The sequence below is a fragment of the Serratia sp. SA088 genome (assembly GCF_049065515.1).
Taxonomy (GTDB): domain Bacteria; phylum Pseudomonadota; class Gammaproteobacteria; order Enterobacterales; family Enterobacteriaceae; genus Serratia; species Serratia nematodiphila.
Window position 1 is genome coordinate 121,833 of the sequence record NZ_JBAKGW010000004.1, and the last position, 21,387, is coordinate 143,219.

Here is a 21,387-nt window from a genome sequence, read left to right on the forward strand (position 1 = left end):
TTGTGATGTTGTGTCTTGCTTTACTGCTCTGCGCTGACGCGGATCCCCTGCTGAACAAAACTGTCCCGCAGCTTGCGCGCATACGCCAGCGCATGCTCACCGTCCCCATGCAGGCAGACGGTTTCCGCCTGTACGGGGGCCCAGACGCCATCGACGCTGCGCACCCGGTGATGGCGCACCATCTCCAGCGTTTGCGCCAGCGCCTGTTCGTCATCCTCGATCAATGCCCCCGGCAAACCGCGCGGCACCAGCGTGCCGTCGGCCTGATAACCGCGATCGGCGAACACCTCCTGCCGGGTGGTCAGACCGAGCCGTTGCCCGGCGCGGATCAGCGCGCTGCCGGCCAGCCCCACCAGCCGCAGCGCCGGATCGACCGCCTGCACCGCCCGGGCGATCGCTTCCGCCAGCGCCGGCTCAACCGCCGCCTGGTTGTACAGCATGCCGTGCGGCTTGACGTGCACCATAACTCCGCCCTCAGCACGGGCGATGGCCGCCAGCGCCCCGAGCTGATACACCACCTGCGCGTAGACCGTTTCCGGCGGCAGCTGCATGCGGGTGCGGCCGAAATTCTCCCGATCGGGAAAACTCGGGTGGGCGCCGATCGCCACGCCGTACTGCAATGCCCAGCGCACCGACTGACGCATGGTCTGCGCATCGCCGGCGTGGAAGCCGCAGGCGATGTTGGCCGAACTCACCAATTGCAGCAGCGCCTGGTCGTTGGCGCAGCCCTCGCCGAGATCGGCGTTCAAATCAACGATCATGTAACCCCCAGGCAATCTGTCGAAGGAAGAGATCCTGCTCGGCCTTGGCGCGCTGCGCCTCGGCCAGTGAGCAGAGAACGAAGTGGATCGGTTCGCCGAGACGGATCTGCGCCAAATGGTAGAGATCGGCTTCGATCACGCAGGCAATGCGCGGGTAACCGCCGGTGGTTTGCGCATCGGCCATCAGCACGATCGGCTGGCCGTTGTGCGGCACCTGCACCACGCCGGGCAACAGGCCATGCGACAGCATCTCGCGGCCGGTGGTACGCGCCAGCGGCGTGCCGCCGTGCAGACGGTAGCCCATGCGGTTGCTCTGCGGGCTGAGCTGCCAGGCGGTACGCCAAAACGTCTCCTGTGCCTCTTCGCTGAATTCAGCGTACTCCGGCCCCGGCAACGCGCGGATGCGGTTGGTGAACAGCAGCTGTTTCACGCCACAGGAATGTTGCGGTTGAGCGGCGGAGTTGCCGAGCGGCAACCGGTCGCCGTCCTTCAGATTACGCCCCTCGCATCCGCCAAAGGCGGCTTTCATGTCGGTGCTGCGCGAGCCCAGCATTTCCGGCACGGCGATGCCGCCGGCGATCGCCAGGTAGCTGCGCATGCCGCGTTTCGGCGTGCCCAGCGTCAGCCGCTGCCCCTTTTTCACCGGATAGCGCCAGCCGGTCCACAACGGCTTGCCGTCCAGCTGCGCGTCGCAGCCGGCGCCGGTCAGGGCGATCCAGCCTGCGCGGGTAAACTCGGCGCTGAACTGGCCGAGGGTGATCTCCAGCCCGGCGGCCTCCGGCGCATTGCCCACCAGCAGGTTGGCGATCTTCAGCGCCGGTTGATCCAGCGCTCCGCCGGTGCTGATGCCCAGACGGCGGAATCCCTCGCGGCCCAAATCCTGCACCGTGGTATAGATGCCGGCGCGCAGAATAATCAGCATACGCCCTCCTTCTGCGGCACGAAGCGTACGTTATCGCCCGGACGCAGCAACGTCGGCGGCATTTCATGCGGATTGAACAGCGCCAGCGGAGTGCGGCCAATCAGCTGCCAGCCGCCGGGCGTCACCAGCGGATAGATGCCGGTCTGGCCGCCGCCGATGCCGACGGAACCGGCCGCCACCGCCAGACGCGGTTCAGCGCGGCGCGGCGTCGCCAGTTGTTCCGGCATGCCGCCCAAATAGGAGAAGCCCGGCTGAAAGCCGAGGAAATAGACCACATAGGCCGCCGCCGCGTGGCATTCCACCACCTGTTGCGGCGTCATGCCAGTATGACGCGCCACCTCATCCAGGTCGGGGCCCTGTTCCCCGCCGTAGATAACCGGAATATCCACCTGACGCGATTCCGGCGTCAGGCGCTCTTTGCTCTCCCACCCCTGCTGCAGCAATGCCAGCATCGCTTCGGCGTCGGCCTGCGGCGTATGCAGCAGCAGCGTCAGGTTATTCATCCCCGGCACCACTTCCCGCACGTCGGGGTGGTGATTCAGCTTTTCCGCCAGCGCCCAAATGCGCTGCTGGCTCGGTAACGTCACCGGCGGCGACAGTTCAAGCACTACCGCTCTTTCACCCAACAGGTAATAACGTGCTTGTTGCACCCTTATTCTCCTTATTATCGCGCTGAAAAACACACCAGTTATGCGTGACGCGGCCCCGGCTGTCAATAGAACGCAACCATAAGGAAAATAAGGAAATAGCGCGGTAAAAGGATTCAGCCGGCGCGCAGGCCGGGCTGGATCCGGGGAAGAAAAAGATCAGGCGGGATTCGGGATATCGATAAAGGTCACATCAAAGCCGTGGTGCTGGGCCAGCCAGTCCCCCAACGCCTTCACGCCGCCGCGCTCGGTGGCGTGGTGACCGGCGGCGAAGAAATGCACGCCCATTTCGCGCGCGCTGTGAATGGTCTGCTCAGAGACTTCACCGCTGATGAACGCATCGACGCCGAAGCGCGCCGCGCTGTCGATAAAGCCCTGGCCGCCGCCGGTGCACCAGGCCACTCGGCGAATATGCTCAGGCGCGTTATCGCCGCAGTGCAGCACCGCGCGCCCCAGCCGGCTTTCGATGCGCTGTTGCAGCGCTTCGCCGGTCAGCGGCTGTTCGAATTCCCCGTGCGGCACCAGCGGCTCGACTTCGCCAATCACCCGAATGCCCAGCGCCTGCGCCAGCTGCGCGTTGTTGCCCAGCACCGGATGCGCGTCCAGAGGCAAATGATAGCCGTACAGGTTGATGTCGTGGGTCAACAGCGTTTTCAGGCGGTTGCGCTTCATGCCGCGCACCGCCGGCGCCTCGTTTTTCCAGAAATAGCCGTGATGCACGATGATCGCGTCGGCCTGATGCGCCACCGCGGCGTCCAGCAGCGCCTGACAGGCGGTGACGCCGGTCACGATGCGCTGCACGTGCGGGCGCCCCTCTACCTGCAAACCGTTGGGGGCGTAGTCCTGAAACGCCGCGGCGTTCAGTTCCGTGTTGATCAGTTGTTCCAGATCGAGGTTACGCATTCTCTTCTCTCTTCATAGTCAAAATGTCTGCCGGTCGCCCTGCGCCATCAGGATGAATTTCACCCCCAGATCGTTGCCCTGCGCCAGCTGCTGCGCAATGGCGGCGCGCGCGTCTTCGCCCTGCTTCAGGCTGGGCTTGATGTGGCTGATGACCACCGGCAGACCGGTCAGCGAGCCTTCGCCGCCGCTGTACTGCGTCAGATTCTTCAGCTCCTTCAGCAGCCAGGCCGGCGTCAAATGGCCGTACAGATGTTTGTCCTCCACCCCGTTAGGGTAAGAGGTTTCGATAATCATGCCCTTGAGCTTTTTCTGCTCGACAAGCGGCCCCAGCGCGCGCCAGACGGTATCGAGATCGCGCGACTGCTCCACCTTGTCCGGCCCGGTATCGCCGAAGTAGGCGAAGAACTCGTTGCCGTTGGAAATCAGCAGCATCGACGACGGGTAGCGATCGTGGCTGAGCGGATACATCACGCCGGTCAACCCGGTCAGGCCGAGGGTAAATCGCTGCTGCGGCCGCACCGTTTGCAGCCGGTAGGTGCCCAGCCGCGCACCGTTGCCGGCGTCGGTAAAGTTCGGCCAGGCCTTCCAGTTAAAGTAGTGATTACGCAGGGTCAGCACAGTGTCCGCCTGGGCGTAAACGGTTTTTTTATTGTCTTCCGGCGAGCCGACGATCAGCCCCGCCACGTGGTCCAGATGGCCGTGGCTGATAAAGTAGCTGCCGATCAACTGCCGAAACACGTAGCCCTGTGGCGTGTAAGGCGCGGCCAGCTCGGGGGTCACCTGCGGGAAACTGCCCTTCTCCAGCCCTTTGGCGATGCCCGGCAGCAGTGAGCCGGCGTCCAGCGCCACATACTGCGGCTGATTGTCGCTGCGGATCAGGTAGGAAGTCAGGTTGCCGTCGCTGACGCCGCCGTCGACGCCCAGCGCCACCACGTCAAAGCCGGCGATCGCCAGCGCGGAATAGCCGCTCAGGCACAGGGCCAGCACCTTTTTCATCATTACGTCGCTCCTTGCAGTTGCCTCAAGACTCTCCCCGTTTCGCCGCCTCGAACGCCGCCAACGTCTCCACGCGGGCTTGTTTGTGCTCGACGATCGGCAGCGGGTAGTTCAGCGTACGGCGCTGCTTTTCCGCCCAGCGGTGGGGGTAATGGATGTCATTGTCGGGCACATCCGCCAGTTCCGGCAACCATTTACGGATGAAAGTGCCTTGTGGATCAAAACGTTCACCCTGTGTCGTCGGGTTGAAGATGCGGAAATACGGCGCAGCGTCGGTGCCGGTGGAAGCCGCCCACTGCCAGCCGCCGTTGTTGGCCGCCAGATCCCCGTCCAGCAGTTGCGACATGAAGTAGCGCTCCCCGGCCCGCCAGTCGATCAGCAGATCCTTCACCAGGAAACTGGCGCTGATCATGCGCAGCCGGTTATGCATCCAGCCGGTAGCGTTCAGCTGGCGCATGGCGGCATCGACGATCGGATAGCCGGTCTCGCCCCGCAGCCAGGCCTGCAGCTTCGCCGCGTCATCGCACCAGCGCACTTTGTCCGTCCAGGCGATAAACGGCCGATGGCGGCACAGCTCGGGATAGGCCACCAGCAGATGGCGGTAGAACTCGCGCCAAATCAGCTCGTTCAGCCAGGCGAAAGCGCCGCTCTCGCGATCTTCCAGCAGCTGCGGGCATTCGGCGCGCAGGCGGTTAAAACACTGGCGCGGCGACAGCGCGCCGATCGCCAGATAAGGCGACAGGTTGCTGGTGCCGGCGATGGCGGGCAGATCGCGCTGGCGAAGGTAATCCTGCACTTGCTCACGGCAAAAGGCGCGCAGCCGCTGCAGCGCGGCCTCCTCGCCGGCGGGATAGTCATCCCCGATCTCCGCCGCGGGATAATCGAACGCCGCCGGCGCTTCAGGCGCTGGCAACGCGCCATCGGCACGGATCTTCGGCGCCGGCAGGCAGCTCACGTCGGACTCAGTCAGGCGCTGAATAAAGGCGTTGCGAAACGGCGTATAAACCTTGTACATCTCGCCGCCGCCGGTTAGCACGCTGCCCGGCGGCAACAGCAGGCTGTCATCAAAACCGTGGCACGTTACCCGTCCATTCAACTGCTGCTCCAGCCGCGCATCGCGGCGCCGTTCATTCAGTTCGTACTGGCGGTTGTAAAACAGCGCGTCCACCTGCTCTCGCCGGCAATACTCCGCCAGCCAGTCGATCGACGCGGCAAAGTCCGTGCCGGCATGGCAATGCAGCGCAATGCCCTTTTGCGCCAGCGCCTGCTGTACCGCCCGCAGGCTGGCGTGGATCAGCGCCGCCTGCCGCGGCGCCATCTCATGCTGCCGCCACTGCTGCGGGGTGGCGATAAACACCGCCAACACCCGGGCTTTGGGATCGCTGCAGGCGGCGTGCAGCGCTTTGTTGTCGGTGATACGCAGATCGTTACGCAACCAGACCAGATGCGTGGTCATAAAATTCCCTTGTCAATCAATGGCCGTAACGCAAACGCAGCGCCTCCGGATAAGGTTCGAAATAGCGTTGTTCCGTCAGATAACTGTCGGGGTATTCCGCCATGTAATGCTTAAGCAAGGCGATCGGCGCCAGCAGCGGCTGCATGCCCTGCCGGTAGCGGTCGATCAGGTGCGCCAGCTCCTGGCGCTGCGCCGCGCTGAGCTGGCGGCGGAAGTACCCCTGCACGTGCATCAGCACGTTGGTATGGTTGCGGCGCGTCGCCTTGTGCGCCAACAGCGCCATCAGGCGGCTGCGGTATTCCACGGCGAATGCCTCCAGCGAGTCCCAGCGATGAATGTCGGCGACGAAACGCCCCAGCTCGCGATAAGCCGGCTGCGAATGCGCCAGCAGTGACAGCTTGTAGCGGCTGTGAAACGCGATCAGCCCGCCGCGGGTCAGCCCCTGACGCCACAGCATGTTCAACTCATACAGCGCGTACACTCGCTCGATAAAGTTTTCCCGCAGCGCCGCATCCTGCAAACGCCCATCCTCTTCCACCGGCAGCCACGGCATCTGACGCAGCAGCTCGGCGGTAAACAGCCCGACGCCGTTTTTACGCGAGTCCTTGCCGTTCTCGCTGTAGACCCGCACCCGCTCCAGGCCGCAGCTCGGCGACTTGGCGCAGACGATATAGCCGCACAGGTGCTGCAACGCGGCCACGCGCTGCGCGGAGAAACTGCGCATCTCCTCGGTCAGATCCACGCCGGCGTCGTTGCTGTAGCGCATCGCCGGCCACGGCTGCGCCTGTTTCACCAGGCGCAGCGCCGGGCGCGGCGTGGGCAGGCCGATCGCCATTTCCGGGCAAACGGGCTCAAAGCGCACATAGGGCGCCAACTGTTCCACCGCGAAGGCCAGCCGCTTGTGGCCGCCGTCGAAACGCACCGCGTCGCCCAGTAAACAGGCGCTGATGCCGATAGGGATCTTGTCGCTCATACCGCTCTCCCGCGTTGTTAGCCGATTGAGGAAAGTGTAGAAGAACGGCTTGCCGAATACGACCTTACGTTGGGTAGGGGCGGCCAGGGCATAAAAAAACCCCCGCCGCAGGGCGAGGGTTGTGCGTGAATCGGCAGTGACTCAGTAGAAATCGCAGGACGCCAGTTCCGCCTGCTGCAGCCAGACCGGCTTATCGCTGGTTTTTGACCAGACGCGGTGCAGGTAGCTGTAAAAACGCCCGCGATCGCTGCGGAACAGCATCACCGGCAGGGCCAAAATGCCCGCGATAACCACTGCGCTGCGGCGCAGGAGAATCCGATGCAGTGAATAAGCGTGATAGGTCGTAGACATGCGAACCTCCTTAAAAACGCCTGCCGTTGATTTGTCAGGGAAAACGGCGTCGGCGCATCAAATGAACAATCGGTAATTTGGTAACTGGACAAAATTTTAGCGCACTTGATGAAAGTTTACTACTCATCCGACCACTAAATCGCACAAAAAATCGCTAATCACCGCGGCGATTCGTAATTTTGTTACAATCAAGTTAATTTTTAACTAAACATGGGTTACATTGTGGTTATTATTCGGTTCTTCATCCCACGCCCCAGCCCCGGCTTATTCACGCATCAGGCGCAATCTCGCCGCAAGCAGGCTGCCTGAAACGGCCAATTTCCGCTGAAATTTCAGCCATTTTTATACTTTTTTTACACCTGCCCGCGCGATTTTTTCATCTTCTTTCTACCCCTCTCCCTACACTGCCTCTATCAAAAACAACACCTCTGGAGGTGTCCCGTGAGTTTCAGCGTTATTGGTGGTGCGCTGTTGGTTCTGCTGCTGTTGGCCTATCTGGTCTACGCCCTGTTTAACGCGGAGGATTTCTGATGGCGGCTTCAGCCTTTTTACTGATCGCCAGTTTCCTGCTGGTGCTTCTGCTGCTGGCCCGGCCGCTGGGCGGTTTTATGGCGCGCCTGATCGAAGGTGAGCCGCTGCCTGCGCTGCGCGCAGTGGAAGCCGGCGTCTGGCGCGCCTGCGGCATCCGCGCCACCGAGATGAACTGGTGGCAGTACGCGCTGGCGATCCTGGCATTCAACCTGCTCGGCCTGGCGCTGCTGTTCGCCTTGCTGATGACGCAGGGCTCGCTGCCGCTCAACCCGCAAGGCTTCCCGGGCCTCTCCTGGGATCTGGCGCTCAACACCGCCGTCAGCTTCGTCACCAACACCAACTGGCAGGCCTACAGCGGCGAAAGCGCCCTCAGCTATTTCAGCCAAATGGCCGGGCTGGCGGTGCAGAACTTCGTCTCCGCCGCCACCGGCATCGCCGTGGCCTTTGCGCTGATCCGCGCCTTTACCCGCCGCGCCGGCAAGACCGTCGGCAACGCCTGGGCCGATCTGTTCCGCATCACGCTGTACGTGCTGCTGCCGATCGCGCTGCCGATCGCCCTGTTCTTCGTCAGCCAGGGCACGCTGCAAAACTTCCTGCCTTACCTGCACGTCACCACGCTCGAAGGCGCGCAGCAGACGCTGCCGATGGGGCCGGTCGCCTCGCAGGAAGCGATCAAGATGCTCGGCACCAACGGCGGGGGGTTCTTCGGCGCCAACTCGGCGCATCCGTTCGAAAACCCGACCGTGCTGACCAACTTCGTGCAGATGCTGGCCATCTTCCTGATCCCCTGCGCGCTGTGCTTCTCCTTCGGCCAGCTGGCCGGTGAAAACCGCCAGGGCCACGCGCTGATCTGGGCGATGGCGCTGATCTTCGTGGTGGCGGTGGTGGTGGTGATGGTTGCCGAGCTGGCGGGCAACCCGCACCTGAGCGCGCTGGGCGCCGACAGCAACATCAATATGGAAGGCAAAGAGTCGCGCTTCGGCATTCTCGCCACCAGCCTGTTCTCGGTGGTGACCACCGCCGCGTCCTGCGGGGCGGTCAACGCCATGCACGACTCCTTCACCGCGCTGGGCGGCATGGTGCCGATGTGGCTGATGCAGATCGGTGAAGTGGTGTTCGGCGGCGTCGGCTCCGGCCTGTACGGCATGCTGCTGTTCGTGCTGCTGACGGTGTTTATCGCCGGTCTGATGATCGGCCGCACCCCGGAATACCTGGGCAAGAAAATCGACGTTTACGACATGAAGATGACCGCGCTGGCGATCCTGGTCACGCCGACGCTGGTGTTGCTGGGCAGCGCGCTGGCCATCGGCACCGACGCGGGCCGCGCCGGCATCCTCAACCCGGGCGCCCACGGCTTCAGCGAAGTGCTGTATGCCCTGTCTTCCGCCGCCAACAACAACGGCAGCGCCTTCGCCGGGTTGAGCGTCAATACGCCGTTCTACAACCTGCTGCTGGCCTTCGCCATGTTCGTCGGCCGCTTCGGGGTGATCCTGCCGGTGCTGGCGATCGCCGGTTCGCTGAGCGCCAAGCCACGCCAGCCGGCGGGCAACGGCACCCTGCCGACCTATGGGCCGCTGTTTATCGGCCTGCTGATCGGCACCGTGCTGCTGGTGGGGGCGCTGACCTTCGTGCCGGCGCTGGCGCTGGGCCCGGTGGCCGAGCATTTGCAACTTTGGTTGGCAAACTAACCGACGTCACAGAGAGAGAATAAGAGATGACTCGCAAACAACGCGCGCTGTTTGAACCGGCTCTGGTGCGCACCGCGCTGATCGATGCGCTGAAAAAACTGGACCCTCGCGTTCAATGGCGCAATCCGGTGATGTTCGTGGTGTATATCGGCAGCCTGCTGACCACCGCCATCTGGCTGGCGATCCTCACCGGCCAGACCGACGGCGCCGCCGCCTTTACCGGCAGCGTCGCCCTGTGGCTGTGGTTCACCGTGCTGTTCGCCAACTTCGCCGAAGCGCTGGCCGAAGGCCGCAGCAAGGCCCAGGCGGAAAGCCTGAAGGGCACCAAGAAAACCAGCTGGGCGAAAAAGCTGGCCGGCCCGCGCCGCGACGGCGCCACGGAGAAAGTGGCCGCCGAGAGCCTGCGCAAAGGCGATATCGTGCTGGTGGAAGCCGGCGATACCATCCCGTGCGACGGCGAGGTGCTGGAAGGCGGCGCTTCGGTGGATGAAAGCGCCATCACCGGCGAATCCGCCCCGGTGATCCGCGAGTCCGGCGGCGACTTCTCCTCGGTCACCGGCGGCACCCGCGTGCTGTCCGATTGGCTGGTGGTGCAGTGCAGCGTCAACCCGGGGGAAACCTTCCTCGATCGCATGATCGCCATGGTGGAAGGCGCCAAGCGCCGCAAAACGCCGAACGAAATCGCGCTGACCATCCTGCTGGTGGCGCTGACCATCGTGTTCGTGTTGGCCACCGCCACCCTGTTCCCGTTCTCGCAATACAGCGTCGAGGCGGCCGGCAGCGGCAGCGTGGTCACCATCACCGTGCTGGTCGCGCTGCTGGTTTGCCTGATCCCCACCACCATCGGCGGCCTGCTGTCCGCCATCGGCGTGGCCGGGATGAGCCGCATGCTCGGCGCCAACGTGATCGCCACCAGCGGCCGCGCGGTGGAAGCCGCCGGCGATGTGGACGTGCTGTTGCTGGATAAAACCGGCACCATCACGCTGGGCAACCGTCAGGCTTCGGAGTTCCTGCCGGCGCCGGGCGTGAAAGAGCAAGAGCTGGCGGATGCCGCGCAGCTGGCCTCGCTGGCGGACGAAACGCCGGAAGGCCGCAGCATCGTGGTGCTGGCCAAACAGCGTTTTAACCTGCGCGAACGCGATCTGCAGGCGCTGAACGCCACCTTCGTGCCCTTCTCCGCCCAGACCCGCATGAGCGGCGTCAACGTGCAGGAGCGCATGATCCGTAAAGGCGCAGTGGACGCCATTCGCCGCCACGTCGAATCCAATCAGGGCCACTTCCCGCGGGCGGTGGACGATCTGGTGGAAAGCGTGGCGCGCACCGGCGGCACGCCGCTGGTGGTGGCGGAAGGCGCCCGGGTGCTGGGCGTGGTGGCGTTGAAGGATATCGTCAAGGGCGGCATCAAAGAGCGCTTCAATGAGCTGCGCAAGATGGGCATCAAAACGGTGATGATCACCGGCGATAACCCGCTGACCGCAGCGGCGATCGCCGCCGAAGCCGGGGTGGACGACTTCCTGTCGGAAGCCACGCCGGAAGCCAAGCTGGCGCTGATCCGCCAGTATCAGGCGGAAGGCCGTCTGGTGGCGATGACCGGCGACGGCACCAACGACGCCCCGGCGCTGGCGCAGGCCGATGTGGCGGTGGCGATGAACTCCGGCACCCAGGCCGCCAAAGAGGCGGGCAACATGGTCGATCTGGATTCCAACCCGACCAAGCTGATCGAAGTGGTGCATATCGGCAAACAGATGCTGATGACGCGCGGCTCGCTGACCACCTTCAGCATCGCCAACGACGTAGCCAAATACTTCGCCATCATTCCGGCGGCGTTCGCGGCCACCTATCCGCAGCTGAACGCGCTGAACGTGATGCACCTGCACTCCCCCGCCTCCGCCATCATGTCGGCGGTGATCTTCAACGCCCTGGTGATCGTGTTCCTGATCCCGCTGGCGCTGAAAGGGGTGAGCTACAAACCGATGAGCGCCGCGGCCCTGCTGCGCCGCAACCTGTGGCTGTACGGGGTCGGCGGTCTGCTGGTGCCGTTCGTCGGCATCAAACTGATCGACCTGTTCCTGGTCGCGCTGCACGTCGCCGGTTAACCATTGAGGGAAATGAACATGACATATTTACGACCTGCGCTGGTGATGTTGATCCTGCTGACGCTGATCACCGGCATCGCCTATCCGCTGCTGACCACCGGGCTGGCGCAGCTGCTGTTTTCGGGCGCGGCCAACGGTTCGCTGCTGTACCAGGGCGACAAGGCGGTCGGCTCCGCGCTGATCGGCCAGAACTTCACGCGCGCCGACTATTTCTGGAGCCGCCCGTCGGCCACCGGCGATTCGGCTTATAATCCACAGGCCTCCGCCGGCAGCAACCTGGCGGCCACCAACCCGGCGCTGGATAAGGCTATCGCCGAACGCGCGGCGCAGCTGCGCCAGGCCAATCCGGCCATGAGCGGCCCGATCCCGGTGGATCTGCTGACCGCCTCCGGCAGCGGACTGGATCCGCAGATTTCGATCGCCGCGGCGCGGTATCAGCTGGCGCGGGTCGCGGCGGCGCGTCATCTGCCGCCGGAACAGGTCGCCAAACTGATCGAAGACAACACCGATCGGGCCACGCCCAACTTCATGGGGGAATCGGTGGTCAACGTGCTGAAGCTGAACCTGGCGCTGGATGCATTGAAGTAGCGCGCCGTATTCAGCATAGTGATAGGGTTCGGCGTGCCGAACCCCTTTTTGCTTGGTAACACAAGGAATTGTCATGGTCGAAGAAGAACAGCAGCGTCCCGATCCCGATAGCCTGCTGGCGCTGGCCAATGAAAAACCGCGCGGCCGGTTGAAGGTATTCTTCGGCGCCTGCGCCGGCGTGGGCAAAACCTACGCCATGCTGCAGGAGGCCCAGCGTTTGCGCGCTCAGGGGCTGGACGTGCTGGTCGGCGTGGTGGAAACCCACGGCCGCAGCGAGACCGCCGCCCTGCTCGACGGCCTGGCGCTGTTGCCGCAAAAGCGCATCCAGCATCGCGGCCGGCTGGTGCATGAATTCGATCTCGACGCCGCGCTGGCGCGCCATCCGGCGCTGATCCTGATGGATGAACTGGCGCACAGCAACGCCCACGGTTCGCGCCACCCCAAACGCTGGCAGGATGTGGAAGAGCTGCTGGACGCCGGCATCGACGTGTTGACTACCGTCAACGTGCAGCATTTGGAAAGTCTGAACGACGTGGTGGGCGGCGTGACCGGCGTGCGGGTGCGCGAAACGGTGCCCGACCACGTGTTTGACGAGGCCAGCGAAGTGGTGCTGGTCGATCTGCCGCCGGACGATCTGCGCCGACGGCTGCACGAAGGCAAAGTGTATATTCCCGGCCAGGCCGAGCGCGCCATCGAGCATTTTTTCCGTAAAGGCAACCTGATCGCCCTGCGCGAGTTGGCGCTGCGCCGCACCGCCGATCGGGTCGATGACCAGATGCGCGAGTTTCGCGACACCCAGGGACGCGAGAAAGTGTGGCACACCCGCGACAGCATTCTGCTGTGCGTCGGCCACAACAGCGGCAACGAAAAGCTGGTACGCATCGCCGCCCGCCTGGCGGCGCGGCTCGGCTGCCACTGGCATGCGGTCTACGTGGAAACCCCCAAGCTGCACCGGCTGCCGGAAAACCAGCGCCGCGCCATTCTGCGCGCGCTGCGGCTGGCGCAGGAGCTGGGCGCCGAAACCGCCACCCTGGCCGATCCGTCCGAAGAGCGCGCAGTGCTGCGCTACGCCCGCGAACATAACCTCGGTAAAATCATCATCGGCCGCCGCAGCGAGCAACGCTGGAAGCTGCGCGGCAGCTTCGCCGATCGCCTCGGCCGGCTGGGCCCGGATCTCGATCTGGTGATCGTCGCGCTGGACAGCGACGCCGCACAGCCGCCGCCGGGCAAGGAGCACGACGGCCGCAGCTTCAATGAGAAATGGCGCATGCAGCTGCGCGGCTGCGCGGTGGCGGTGGCGCTGTGCGCGCTGATCACCCTGCTCTCGCAGTGGCTGCTGCCGGGCTTCGATCAGGCCAACCTGGTGATGGTCTACCTGCTCGGCGTGGCGATCGTCGCGCTGTTCTTCGGCCGCTGGCCATCGGTGCTGGCGGCGGTGATCAACGTCGCCAGTTTCGATCTGTTCTTCGTCCAGCCCGAATGGTCGTTCGCCGTCAGCGATATGCAGTATCTGCTGACCTTCGGCGTGATGCTCGCCGTCGGCATCATCATCGGCAACCTGACCGCCGGGGTGCGTTATCAGGCCCGGGTGGCGCGCTACCGCGAGCAGCGGGCGCGCCATCTGTACGAAATGTCACGCGGGCTGAGCCGCGCGCTGACCGTGGCCGACATCGCCAACACCAGCCGTCATTTCCTCTCCAGCAGCTTCCAGGCGAAAACCGTGCTGCTGCTGCCGCAGGAAGACGGCCGGCTGCAGCAAATGATCGGCGAGGAAGGCGGGCTGCTGTCGGTAGACGAAGCCATCGCACGCTGGAGTTTCGATAAAGGCTTGCCGGCCGGCGCCGGCACCGACACTCTGCCCGGCGTGCCTTACCAGCTGCTGCCGCTCAATACCCCCAAACAGACCTTCGGCCTGTTGGCGATCGAACCCAACAACCTGCGCCAGCTGATGGTGCCGGAACAACAGCGGCTGCTGCAAACCTTCGCAGTGCTGATCGCCAGCGCGCTGGAACGGCTGCACCTGGCGCGCAGCGCCGAAGAAGCCAAGCTGGACGCCGAACGTGAACAGCTGCGCAACTCGCTGCTGGCGGCGCTGTCGCACGATCTGCGCACGCCGCTGACCGTGCTGTTCGGTCAGGCGGAAATTCTCACGCTGGACCTGGCGGCCGAAGGCTCCAATCACGCCACCCAGGCCAGCCAAATCCGCCAGCAGGTGCTGAGCACCACCCGGCTGGTGAACAACCTGCTGGATATGGCGCGCATCCAGTCCGGCGGTTTCAGCCTGCGTAAAGAGTGGCAGTCGCTGGAAGAGATCGTCGGCGCCTCGCTGCACATGCTGGAGCCGCTGCTCAGCCAGCATCCGATCGTGGTCGAGCTGCCGCCGGAACAGATCCTGGTCAACTGCGACGGCAGCCTGCTGGAACGGGTGTTCACCAACCTGTTGGAAAACGCCAATAAATACGCCGGCGCCGAGGCCACCATCGGCATTCGCGCCCGCACGCTGCCCGAGTGGCTGGAAGTCGAGGTCTGGGATAACGGCCCCGGCATCCCCGCCGATCAGCTGCAGCTGATTTTCGACAAGTTTTCACGCGGCAATAAAGAGTCGGCGATCCCCGGCGTCGGCTTGGGGTTAGCCATTTGCCGTGCCATTATTGAAGTGCATGATGGCCGCATCTGGGCGGAAAACGGCGCCAACGGCGGCGCCAGCTTCCGCTTCGTGCTGCCGCTGGAAAAACCGCCCGAGATCGACGGCGATGCCTTCGATCTGTAATCAACGCAGGGGAAACGTGAGCATAACGCCAACCAACATTCTGATTGTTGAAGATGAAAAAGAGATCCGCCGCTTCGTGCGCACCGCGCTGGAGAGCGAAGGCCTGCGGGTGTTTGAAAGTGAAACCCTGCAACGTGGGCTGATTGAGGCCGGCACGCGCAAACCGGATCTGATCATCCTTGATTTGGGCTTGCCGGATGGCGACGGGCTGAGCTACATCCGCGATCTGCGGCAGTGGAGCGCCATTCCGGTGATCGTGCTGTCGGCGCGCAACGCCGAAGAGGACAAAATCGCCGCGCTGGACGCCGGCGCCGACGACTATCTCAGCAAACCGTTCGGCATCGGCGAACTGTTGGCGCGGGTGCGGGTCGCGCTGCGCCGTCACTCCGCCAGCCAGCAGGAAAGCCCGCTGGTGAGCTTTTCGGAAATCACCGTCGATCTGGTCAACCGCCGGGTGCTGCGCAACGACGAAGATCTGCACCTGACGCCGATAGAGTTTCGCCTGTTGGCGGAGCTGCTGGCCAACGCCGGCAAGGTGATTACCCAACGCCAGCTGCTGAGCCACGTCTGGGGGCCGAACTACGTGGAACACAGCCACTACCTGCGCATCTACATGGGCCATCTGCGGCAGAAGCTGGAAGCCGATCCGGCTCGGCCCAAACACCTGCTGACCGAAACCGGCGTCGGCTACCGTTTCATGCCTTAACCCCGACGGGCGCGGTTTGCCGCGCCGTTACGCCGCCGGGCCCTTCTTCAATCCGACCATAAATTCCTTGAACGCCTCGCGCAGCGGAGCGAACACCGGGTGTTTGCGGTTTTCGATCATCACTTCGGAGAACAGTTTCAACCCCACGGCGAAGGCCGCGCTCTGCTCAGGGCCGAAGTTCAGATCGTCACGCGCCCGAATGCGCTCGACGATCTCAAGAATATCGTCATGGTTGGTCACCTCAAAACTCAGCGGTGCCTTCTCGACGGGGTTGCCCTGGCGGTCGCTCAGGGCTTCAACGGTAATGTTAAAACGGTAGCCGGGCATCAGTTCTCCTCCTGCTGCGTGGGTTGAATGTGCATTTCGTTTTCGATCGCCGCCACGGCGGTCAACAGTGCGGCGTTGATGCGCTCCACCTGCTGCGGCGTAAGATCGGCGCGCATCACGTTGCCGCGCAGCAGACTGCGCAGACGGTTCATGGCGTCGTAAATGCCTTCCGCCAGGTTGCCGTGCCGATGATGCTCGCGGCCGGCGCCCGCCAGACGCGCCAGAATGACTTCAACCACCTGTTGATGCTTTTGCAGCTCGCCCTCGCCCGCCGAGGTGATGCGATAGCTTTTGCGGCCGTTGCCGGTGGTGAGCGGTTCGAGAAAATCCTGCTCTTCCAGCAGCGTCAGCGTGGGGTAAATCACCCCCGGGCTCGGCACATACAGGCCGGAAGAAGCTTCTTCTATTGCTTTGATCAACTCGTACCCGTGGCTGGGCTTGCGCGCCACCAGCGCCAGCAACACCAGACGCAGATCGCCGTGTTCGAACAGACGATGACGCCCGCCGCGGCCGCCGCGCCCGCCACGGCCATGCTCTTCGCCGTCGCCGCCGAAGTGATGGCGTCCACCGCGATGACGGCGCCCCTCTTCACATTCATGATGGTGATGATGCCGGTGTAAACCTAATCGATGAAACATAGGGTGATACCTCGCTTTAACAGTGAACATCAATACGAGGTTGTTTAGATATATCTAAACAGCGTCGATAACGCTAATCTAGATCGATATATCTAAATGCGCAAGCGCGTGCCGTGAAAAAGATATATCTAAATTACAGGCATAAAAAAAGCGCTGTAAAAACAGCGCCTTTTATCAGACGAGAACAACGATTATTTGGCGGAAGCCAGCACTTCGCTGACGATTTCGACCGCTTCGTGCTCGATTTTCTCGCGGTGTTCCGCCCCGAGGAAGCTCTCGCAGTAGATCTTGTATGCCTCTTCGGTACCGGAAGGACGGGCCGCGAACCAACCGTTGTCGGTCATCACTTTCAGGCCGCCGATCGACGCGCCGTTGCCCGGCGCTGCGGTCAGACGCGCGGTGATCGGGTCCCCGCCCAGCGTACTGGCCTTGACCATCTCCGGCGACAGCTTGGACAGCGCCGCTTTCTGCGCATGGGTTGCCGGCGCCTGGATGCGGTTGTAGCTTGGCGCACCGAAGCGCTTGGCCAGATCGTCATAGTGATGCTGCGGATTTTCACCGGTTACCGCGGTGATTTCAGCCGCCAGCAGGCACATGATGATGCCGTCTTTGTCGGTCGACCAAGGCTGGCCGTTGAAGCGCAGGAACGAGGCCCCGGCGCTCTCTTCGCCGCCGAAGCCCAGGCTGCCGTCGAACAGGCCGTCCACGAACCATTTGAAACCGACCGGCACTTCCACCAGCTTGCGGCCCAGGTCAGCCACCACGCGATCGATCATCGCGCTGGACACCAGCGTTTTACCTACCGCCACATCGGCGCCCCACTGCGGGCGATGCCGGAACAGGTAGTTGATGGCTACCGCCAGATAGTGGTTCGGGTTCATCAGGCCCTTCGGCGTGACGATGCCGTGACGGTCGTAATCCGGATCGTTGGCGAACGCCAGATCGAATTTGTCGCGCAGCGCCAGCAGGCCGGCCATCGCCGACTCGGACGAGCAGTCCATGCGGATGATACCGTCGTGATCCAGGTGCATAAAGCGGAAGGTCTGATCGATGGAGTCGTTCACCAGCGTCAGATCCAGCTTGTAGTGTTCCGCCACGCGCTGCCAATAGGCGATGCCGGAGCCGCCGAGCGGATCTACGCCCAGTTTCAGGCCGGCGCGTTGAATGGCCGGCATGTCGACCACGTCAACCAGGCCTTCGACATAAGGCTGCACCAGATCTTTGGCGTGCAGGTGGCCGCTGTTCCAGGCCTTGTCCAGCGACTGGCGCTGAACGCCTTTCAGCTGCTGCGCCAGCAGTTCGTTGGCGCGCTTTTCGATCACCGACGTCAGGTTGGTGTCAGCCGGACCGCCGTTCGGCGGGTTGTACTTGATGCCGCCGTCTTCCGGCGGGTTGTGGGACGGCGTAATGACGATGCCGTCAGCCTGCGCGCCGCCGCGGCGGTTGTGGCACAGAATGGCGTGCGATACCGCCGGCGTTGGCGTGAAGCCGTTGTTTTCCTGCACGATCACATCGACGCCGTTGGCGGTCAGCACTTCCAGCACGGAAATGAAGGCCGGTTCGGACAGCGCATGGGTGTCCTTGCCCACATAGCATGGGCCGGTAGTGCCCTGCTGATGACGAACTTCGGCGATCGCCTGAGCGATGGCGAGGATGTGCGCTTCGTTGAAGCTGTGGCGCTGCGCGCTGCCGCGGTGGCCGGAGGTACCAAACTTCACCGCATGTGCGGCATTGCCGGCTTCCGGTTGCAGCACATAGTACTGCGACGTCAGCTGGGCTACGTTGATCAGATCGCTTTGACGGGCGGGCTGCCCGGCACGTGGATTATTCGCCATCGACATATCTCCCTAATCCCTGTCGGTGACCGGGCAAATACGTCGCGCACGGCCATCATGACGGGCTGTTCGCTAAATTAGACGGTACCGCAAACTTTCTCGATCAGTTCCGCCGGGAACTGCATGGTCTGCATGATGTGTTCGATCATGCTGCGCTTGCGGCCGGTATTGGTATTGGTGATCACCCAGTAAGGGGTGCCCGGTACATGCTTCGGCTTGGTATGCGTGCCGTTGGCCAGCAAGGTCTGCTGATCGCCGGCGAAATAGGTGCGGGTACGGCCGGTCAACGCCTCGGTGGCGGCGGCGAAACCGGCGGCATCGAGAGTATACAGCGTAGACAGCACCAGCATGAAACGGTTGACCGCTTTGTTCTGCTCGGCATATTCATCCGACAACAGCAGCTCACGCACAGCGCGCACGCGATCGCGCGGACGCTGCGCGGACGCCGTTTTTTCCAGCTCGACGGACGGCGGCGCACTGGCGGCAGGCAACGCGCGCACCGGCTGCCCGGCGGTGAATTTCAACATGCGGCGTAAAATATCGGACGCGCTTTCACCGATGTGTTGCGTGTGGCTGGCAATATAACGGTAAAGCTCTTCGTCGACTTCAATAGTTTTCATCTTTATCCAATACTGTTTTTTCTACTTAGAACCTGAAGCCAGATCCTGCATTCAAGCCATGGGATTATAAGGTTAAAAGCGCTGGGGCGAACACAACAATGTGCCTCCGGACTGAAAATGCAGACTAATACCTATAGCCGGCACTGCCAAGCCCGCGCCGCGAAAATTCCGCATGATTCATCGTGCGATTCAATCATGATACCCTAATCTGAATCTCTCTCAGTATGAACTTCGCCATGAAATTACATTATCAACTGCTGGCCGCCGAGTCAGACGCGCTGCCGGTGCTGCTGATCCACGGGCTGTTCGGCAATCTGGACAACCTGGGCGTGCTGGCGCGCGATCTGCATAAACAGCACAGTGTGATCAAGGTCGATTTGCGCAACCACGGCCTCTCCCCGCGCGCCGACGACATGAACTACCCCGCCATGGCGCAGGATCTGCTGGCGCTGCTCGACGAACTGCAGCTGGAGAAAGCGATCGTCATCGGCCACTCGATGGGCGGCAAAGCGGCGATGGCGCTGACCGCCATCGCGCCCGAGCGCATCGCCAGGCTGATCGTGATCGACGTCGCGCCGGTGGATTACCAGACCCGACGCCACGACGAGATCTTCGCCGCGCTGAAGGCCGTCAGCGCCGCCGGCATCACCCAGCGCCAGGCGGCCGCCCAGCTGATGCGCGACTACCTGCAGGAAGAAGGCGTGATCCAGTTCCTGCTGAAGTCCTTCCATCACGGTGAATGGCGCTTCAACCTGCCGGTGCTGATCGAACGCTACGAAGACATCACCGGCTGGCAGGAAGTCCCGGCCTGGCCACACCCGACCCTGTTCATTCGCGGCGGCCTGTCGCCGTACGTGCAGGACAGCTACCGTGCAGACATCGCCCGCCAATTCCCGCAGGCACGCGCGCACGTCGTCGCCGGCACCGGCCATTGGGTGCACGCCGAAAAACCGGAAGCGGTGCTGCGCGCCATCCACCGTTTCCTCGGCGAAGCCTGAAAAACGCGCTCACCTGACGAAAAAACGCGCTAAAGATAACGGCTTAGCGCGTTTAGCCCGCAGTTAGGCATTGTCGCCGCTCCATCTGCTGGGGTAATATGGCGCGCTATAATTTTGCCGCCGCGCCAGCGCGTTCGCGAACGCCGGTTCGGGGGTAAATTTGGGTTAGGGTTTATTGGCCCGAAGTGTGTTAACCGATGCCTCCGGAAGCGTGCGAGCGCTTTTTGATGCAAACTCCCTTGCAGTACCGCTACCTATGGCAAAAGAACAAACGGATCGCACGACGCTGGATCTGTTCGCAGATGAACGCCGTCCGGGGCGCCCGAAAACCAACCCGCTTTCCCGCGATGAACAGCTTAGAATCAATAAGCGCAATCAGTTACGGCGCGATAAAGTGCGCGGATTGCGGCGCGTAGAGCTGAAAATCAACGCGGATGCGGTGGACGCCCTGAACAAACTGGCGGAACAGCGCAACATCAGCCGCAGCGAACTCATCGAGCAGATGCTGTTGGCGCAACTGGCGGAAGAACAGCCGGAACATTGATCTCTTCGGCCGCACGCGCGGCGCGGCGTTAAGGACAACGCCGGATCGACCACGCTTTTCTTCATCCTTCGGCATCGCATAAATGCGATAAAACCCCGGCGCCACTTTCTGGCATGATACGCATTTACCGGTAAGAGACTGCGCCTGTCGGCGCCCGCCACCGTGGCGAAAGGCTCTTGCCATGGCATCATTTTAATCGGCGGCAGTGCCGGCGCCGAGTAATGCAATTAATTGAATTTAAAGGTTATACGCGATATGGCTACTGTAGGCATTTTCTTTGGCAGCGACACTGGCAATACCGAAAACATTGCCAAAATGATCCAGAAAATTCTCCAGAAACAGTTTGGCGACGACGTCTCTGAAGTGCACGACATCGCCAAAAGCAGCAAAGAAGACCTGGAAGGGTTCGATATCCTGCTGCTGGGTATCCCGACCTGGTACTACGGTGAAGCGCAGTGTGACTGGGACGATTTCTTCCCGACGCTGGAAGAAGTCGATTTCAACGGCAAACTGGTGGCGCTGTTCGGCTGCGGCGACCAGGAAGACTACGCGGAATACTTCTGTGACGCGATGGGCACCATCCGCGACATCATCGAACCGCGCGGCGCGGCCATCGTGGGCCACTGGCCGACCAAAGGCTACCACTTCGAAGCTTCCAAAGGCCTGGCGGACGACAACCACTTCATCGGTCTGGCGATCGACGAAGACCGTCAGCCGGAGCTGACCAACGAGCGCGTCGACGCCTGGGTCAAACAGATTGTCGAAGAGCTGAGCCTGGCCGATATCGTCGGCTAAACGCCGGGACTGGCGAAAGGTTGAACAAAGGCCCTGTAAAGTGCATAGTGTGCCGACAGGGCCGTCATCGGCAACAGGGATTGCTGCGATAGAAGCTACAGATTTGTAACTTCCCACCCCGTCACGGTAGACTGAGATATCGGTTTATCCCATCCATCAAGGCGTTGCATGCAAAACATGCAATAGTGCAATTATATCTTTGTTAACAACCGGCGGTTTCCATTTAGTACAACCGGTTCTAT

General features: G+C 62.6%; 21 protein-coding genes. 9 read left to right on the top strand and 12 right to left on the bottom strand.

Annotated elements, in window-relative coordinates; translation table 11 throughout:
- Window positions 1–20: 20 nt before the first annotated feature.
- The 8 genes from pxpA to ACOWVD_RS12250 all read right to left on the bottom strand — a co-directional run bounded on the left by pxpA (window position 21) and on the right by ACOWVD_RS12250 (window position 7,009).
- Entirely contained in the window at window positions 21–761 is a 741-nt protein-coding gene (gene pxpA / locus ACOWVD_RS12215) for a 5-oxoprolinase subunit PxpA (protein WP_306377246.1), read from the bottom strand.
- Window positions 751–1,683 carry a 5-oxoprolinase subunit PxpC gene (gene pxpC, locus ACOWVD_RS12220; RefSeq protein WP_049186577.1) on the bottom strand — a complete coding sequence of 311 codons (933 nt, stop codon included), beginning with the start codon at window positions 1,681–1,683 and terminating at the stop codon, window positions 751–753. The genes pxpA and pxpC overlap by 11 nt, the downstream gene beginning before the upstream one ends.
- The gene (pxpB, locus tag ACOWVD_RS12225) at window positions 1,677–2,333 is read right to left on the bottom strand and encodes a 5-oxoprolinase subunit PxpB (RefSeq protein WP_099982407.1); all 657 of its coding nucleotides are present in this window, start codon (window positions 2,331–2,333) and stop codon (window positions 1,677–1,679) included. The genes pxpC and pxpB overlap by 7 nt, the downstream gene beginning before the upstream one ends.
- A 156-nt stretch (window positions 2,334–2,489) precedes the next feature.
- Window positions 2,490–3,233 carry a type 2 GTP cyclohydrolase I gene (locus tag ACOWVD_RS12230; protein ID WP_048232935.1) on the bottom strand — a complete coding sequence of 248 codons (744 nt, stop codon included), beginning with the start codon at window positions 3,231–3,233 and terminating at the stop codon, window positions 2,490–2,492.
- 18 nt (window positions 3,234–3,251) lie between these two features.
- Window positions 3,252–4,232 (bottom strand): MBL fold metallo-hydrolase, encoded by a 981-nt coding sequence (locus tag ACOWVD_RS12235; RefSeq protein WP_049240194.1) that lies wholly within the window; start codon window positions 4,230–4,232, stop codon window positions 3,252–3,254.
- A 22-nt stretch (window positions 4,233–4,254) separates the two neighbouring features.
- The gene (phrB, locus tag ACOWVD_RS12240) at window positions 4,255–5,685 is read right to left on the bottom strand and encodes a deoxyribodipyrimidine photo-lyase (protein WP_421105659.1); all 1,431 of its coding nucleotides are present in this window, start codon (window positions 5,683–5,685) and stop codon (window positions 4,255–4,257) included.
- 16 nt (window positions 5,686–5,701) lie between these two features.
- On the bottom strand, window positions 5,702–6,658 hold the full coding sequence (locus ACOWVD_RS12245; protein ID WP_049240196.1) for a YbgA family protein: 957 nt from the start codon (window positions 6,656–6,658) through the stop codon (window positions 5,702–5,704).
- Window positions 6,659–6,799: 141 nt separating this feature from the next.
- A complete protein-coding gene (locus ACOWVD_RS12250; protein WP_004939916.1) occupies window positions 6,800–7,009 on the bottom strand; it encodes a YbfA family protein in 210 nt (69 codons plus the stop codon).
- Between the two features lie 441 nt (window positions 7,010–7,450).
- Between ACOWVD_RS12250 and ACOWVD_RS12255 the strand changes: the two genes are divergently transcribed.
- The 6 genes from ACOWVD_RS12255 (at window position 7,451) to kdpE (ending at window position 15,388) form a co-directional block, all read left to right on the top strand.
- On the top strand, window positions 7,451–7,540 hold the full coding sequence (locus tag ACOWVD_RS12255; RefSeq protein WP_016928742.1) for a K(+)-transporting ATPase subunit F: 90 nt from the start codon (window positions 7,451–7,453) through the stop codon (window positions 7,538–7,540).
- Window positions 7,540–9,228 carry a potassium-transporting ATPase subunit KdpA gene (kdpA, locus tag ACOWVD_RS12260; RefSeq protein ID WP_197800161.1) on the top strand — a complete coding sequence of 563 codons (1,689 nt, stop codon included), beginning with the start codon at window positions 7,540–7,542 and terminating at the stop codon, window positions 9,226–9,228. Before ACOWVD_RS12255 ends, kdpA begins: the two co-directional genes overlap by 1 nt.
- A gap of 26 nt (window positions 9,229–9,254) precedes the next feature.
- Window positions 9,255–11,324, top strand: a complete 2,070-nt coding sequence (gene kdpB / locus ACOWVD_RS12265; RefSeq protein WP_197763898.1) for a potassium-transporting ATPase subunit KdpB — start codon at window positions 9,255–9,257, stop codon at window positions 11,322–11,324.
- 18 nt (window positions 11,325–11,342) lie between these two features.
- Window positions 11,343–11,912, top strand: a complete 570-nt coding sequence (kdpC, locus tag ACOWVD_RS12270) for a potassium-transporting ATPase subunit KdpC (RefSeq protein ID WP_049240207.1) — start codon at window positions 11,343–11,345, stop codon at window positions 11,910–11,912.
- Between the two features lie 73 nt (window positions 11,913–11,985).
- Complete coding sequence (gene kdpD / locus ACOWVD_RS12275) at window positions 11,986–14,682, top strand: two-component system sensor histidine kinase KdpD (RefSeq protein ID WP_075684748.1); 2,697 nt, start codon at window positions 11,986–11,988, stop codon at window positions 14,680–14,682.
- Window positions 14,683–14,698: 16 nt separating this feature from the next.
- Complete coding sequence (gene kdpE, locus ACOWVD_RS12280) at window positions 14,699–15,388, top strand: two-component system response regulator KdpE (protein WP_019454051.1); 690 nt, start codon at window positions 14,699–14,701, stop codon at window positions 15,386–15,388.
- 27 nt (window positions 15,389–15,415) lie between these two features.
- Here the strand turns inward: kdpE and ACOWVD_RS12285 are convergent, their stop codons facing one another.
- The 4 genes from ACOWVD_RS12285 to seqA form a co-directional block, all read right to left on the bottom strand.
- Entirely contained in the window at window positions 15,416–15,715 is a 300-nt protein-coding gene (locus ACOWVD_RS12285) for a DUF3861 domain-containing protein (RefSeq protein ID WP_033633920.1), read from the bottom strand.
- Entirely contained in the window at window positions 15,715–16,353 is a 639-nt protein-coding gene (locus ACOWVD_RS12290) for a PadR family transcriptional regulator (RefSeq protein ID WP_049240200.1), read from the bottom strand. Before ACOWVD_RS12290 ends, ACOWVD_RS12285 begins: the two co-directional genes overlap by 1 nt.
- A gap of 191 nt (window positions 16,354–16,544) precedes the next feature.
- Window positions 16,545–18,188, bottom strand: coding sequence for a phosphoglucomutase (alpha-D-glucose-1,6-bisphosphate-dependent) (gene pgm / locus ACOWVD_RS12295; protein WP_041922314.1), 1,644 nt, complete (start codon window positions 18,186–18,188; stop codon window positions 16,545–16,547).
- A 77-nt stretch (window positions 18,189–18,265) separates the two neighbouring features.
- Window positions 18,266–18,808, bottom strand: a complete 543-nt coding sequence (gene seqA / locus ACOWVD_RS12300) for a replication initiation negative regulator SeqA (RefSeq protein ID WP_049240201.1) — start codon at window positions 18,806–18,808, stop codon at window positions 18,266–18,268.
- 224 nt (window positions 18,809–19,032) lie between these two features.
- On the opposite strand from seqA, the gene ybfF reads away from it, so the two are divergent.
- From ybfF to fldA, 3 genes are all read left to right on the top strand, one after another.
- Window positions 19,033–19,806: an esterase gene (gene ybfF / locus ACOWVD_RS12305; protein ID WP_081835542.1), complete on the top strand. Its 774-nt coding sequence runs from the start codon at window positions 19,033–19,035 to the stop codon at window positions 19,804–19,806.
- Between the two features lie 256 nt (window positions 19,807–20,062).
- Complete coding sequence (gene ybfE / locus ACOWVD_RS12310; protein WP_004939936.1) at window positions 20,063–20,350, top strand: LexA regulated protein; 288 nt, start codon at window positions 20,063–20,065, stop codon at window positions 20,348–20,350.
- Window positions 20,351–20,605: 255 nt separating this feature from the next.
- On the top strand, window positions 20,606–21,145 hold the full coding sequence (gene fldA, locus ACOWVD_RS12315) for a flavodoxin FldA (RefSeq protein ID WP_004939938.1): 540 nt from the start codon (window positions 20,606–20,608) through the stop codon (window positions 21,143–21,145).
- Window positions 21,146–21,387 lie beyond the last annotated feature (242 nt).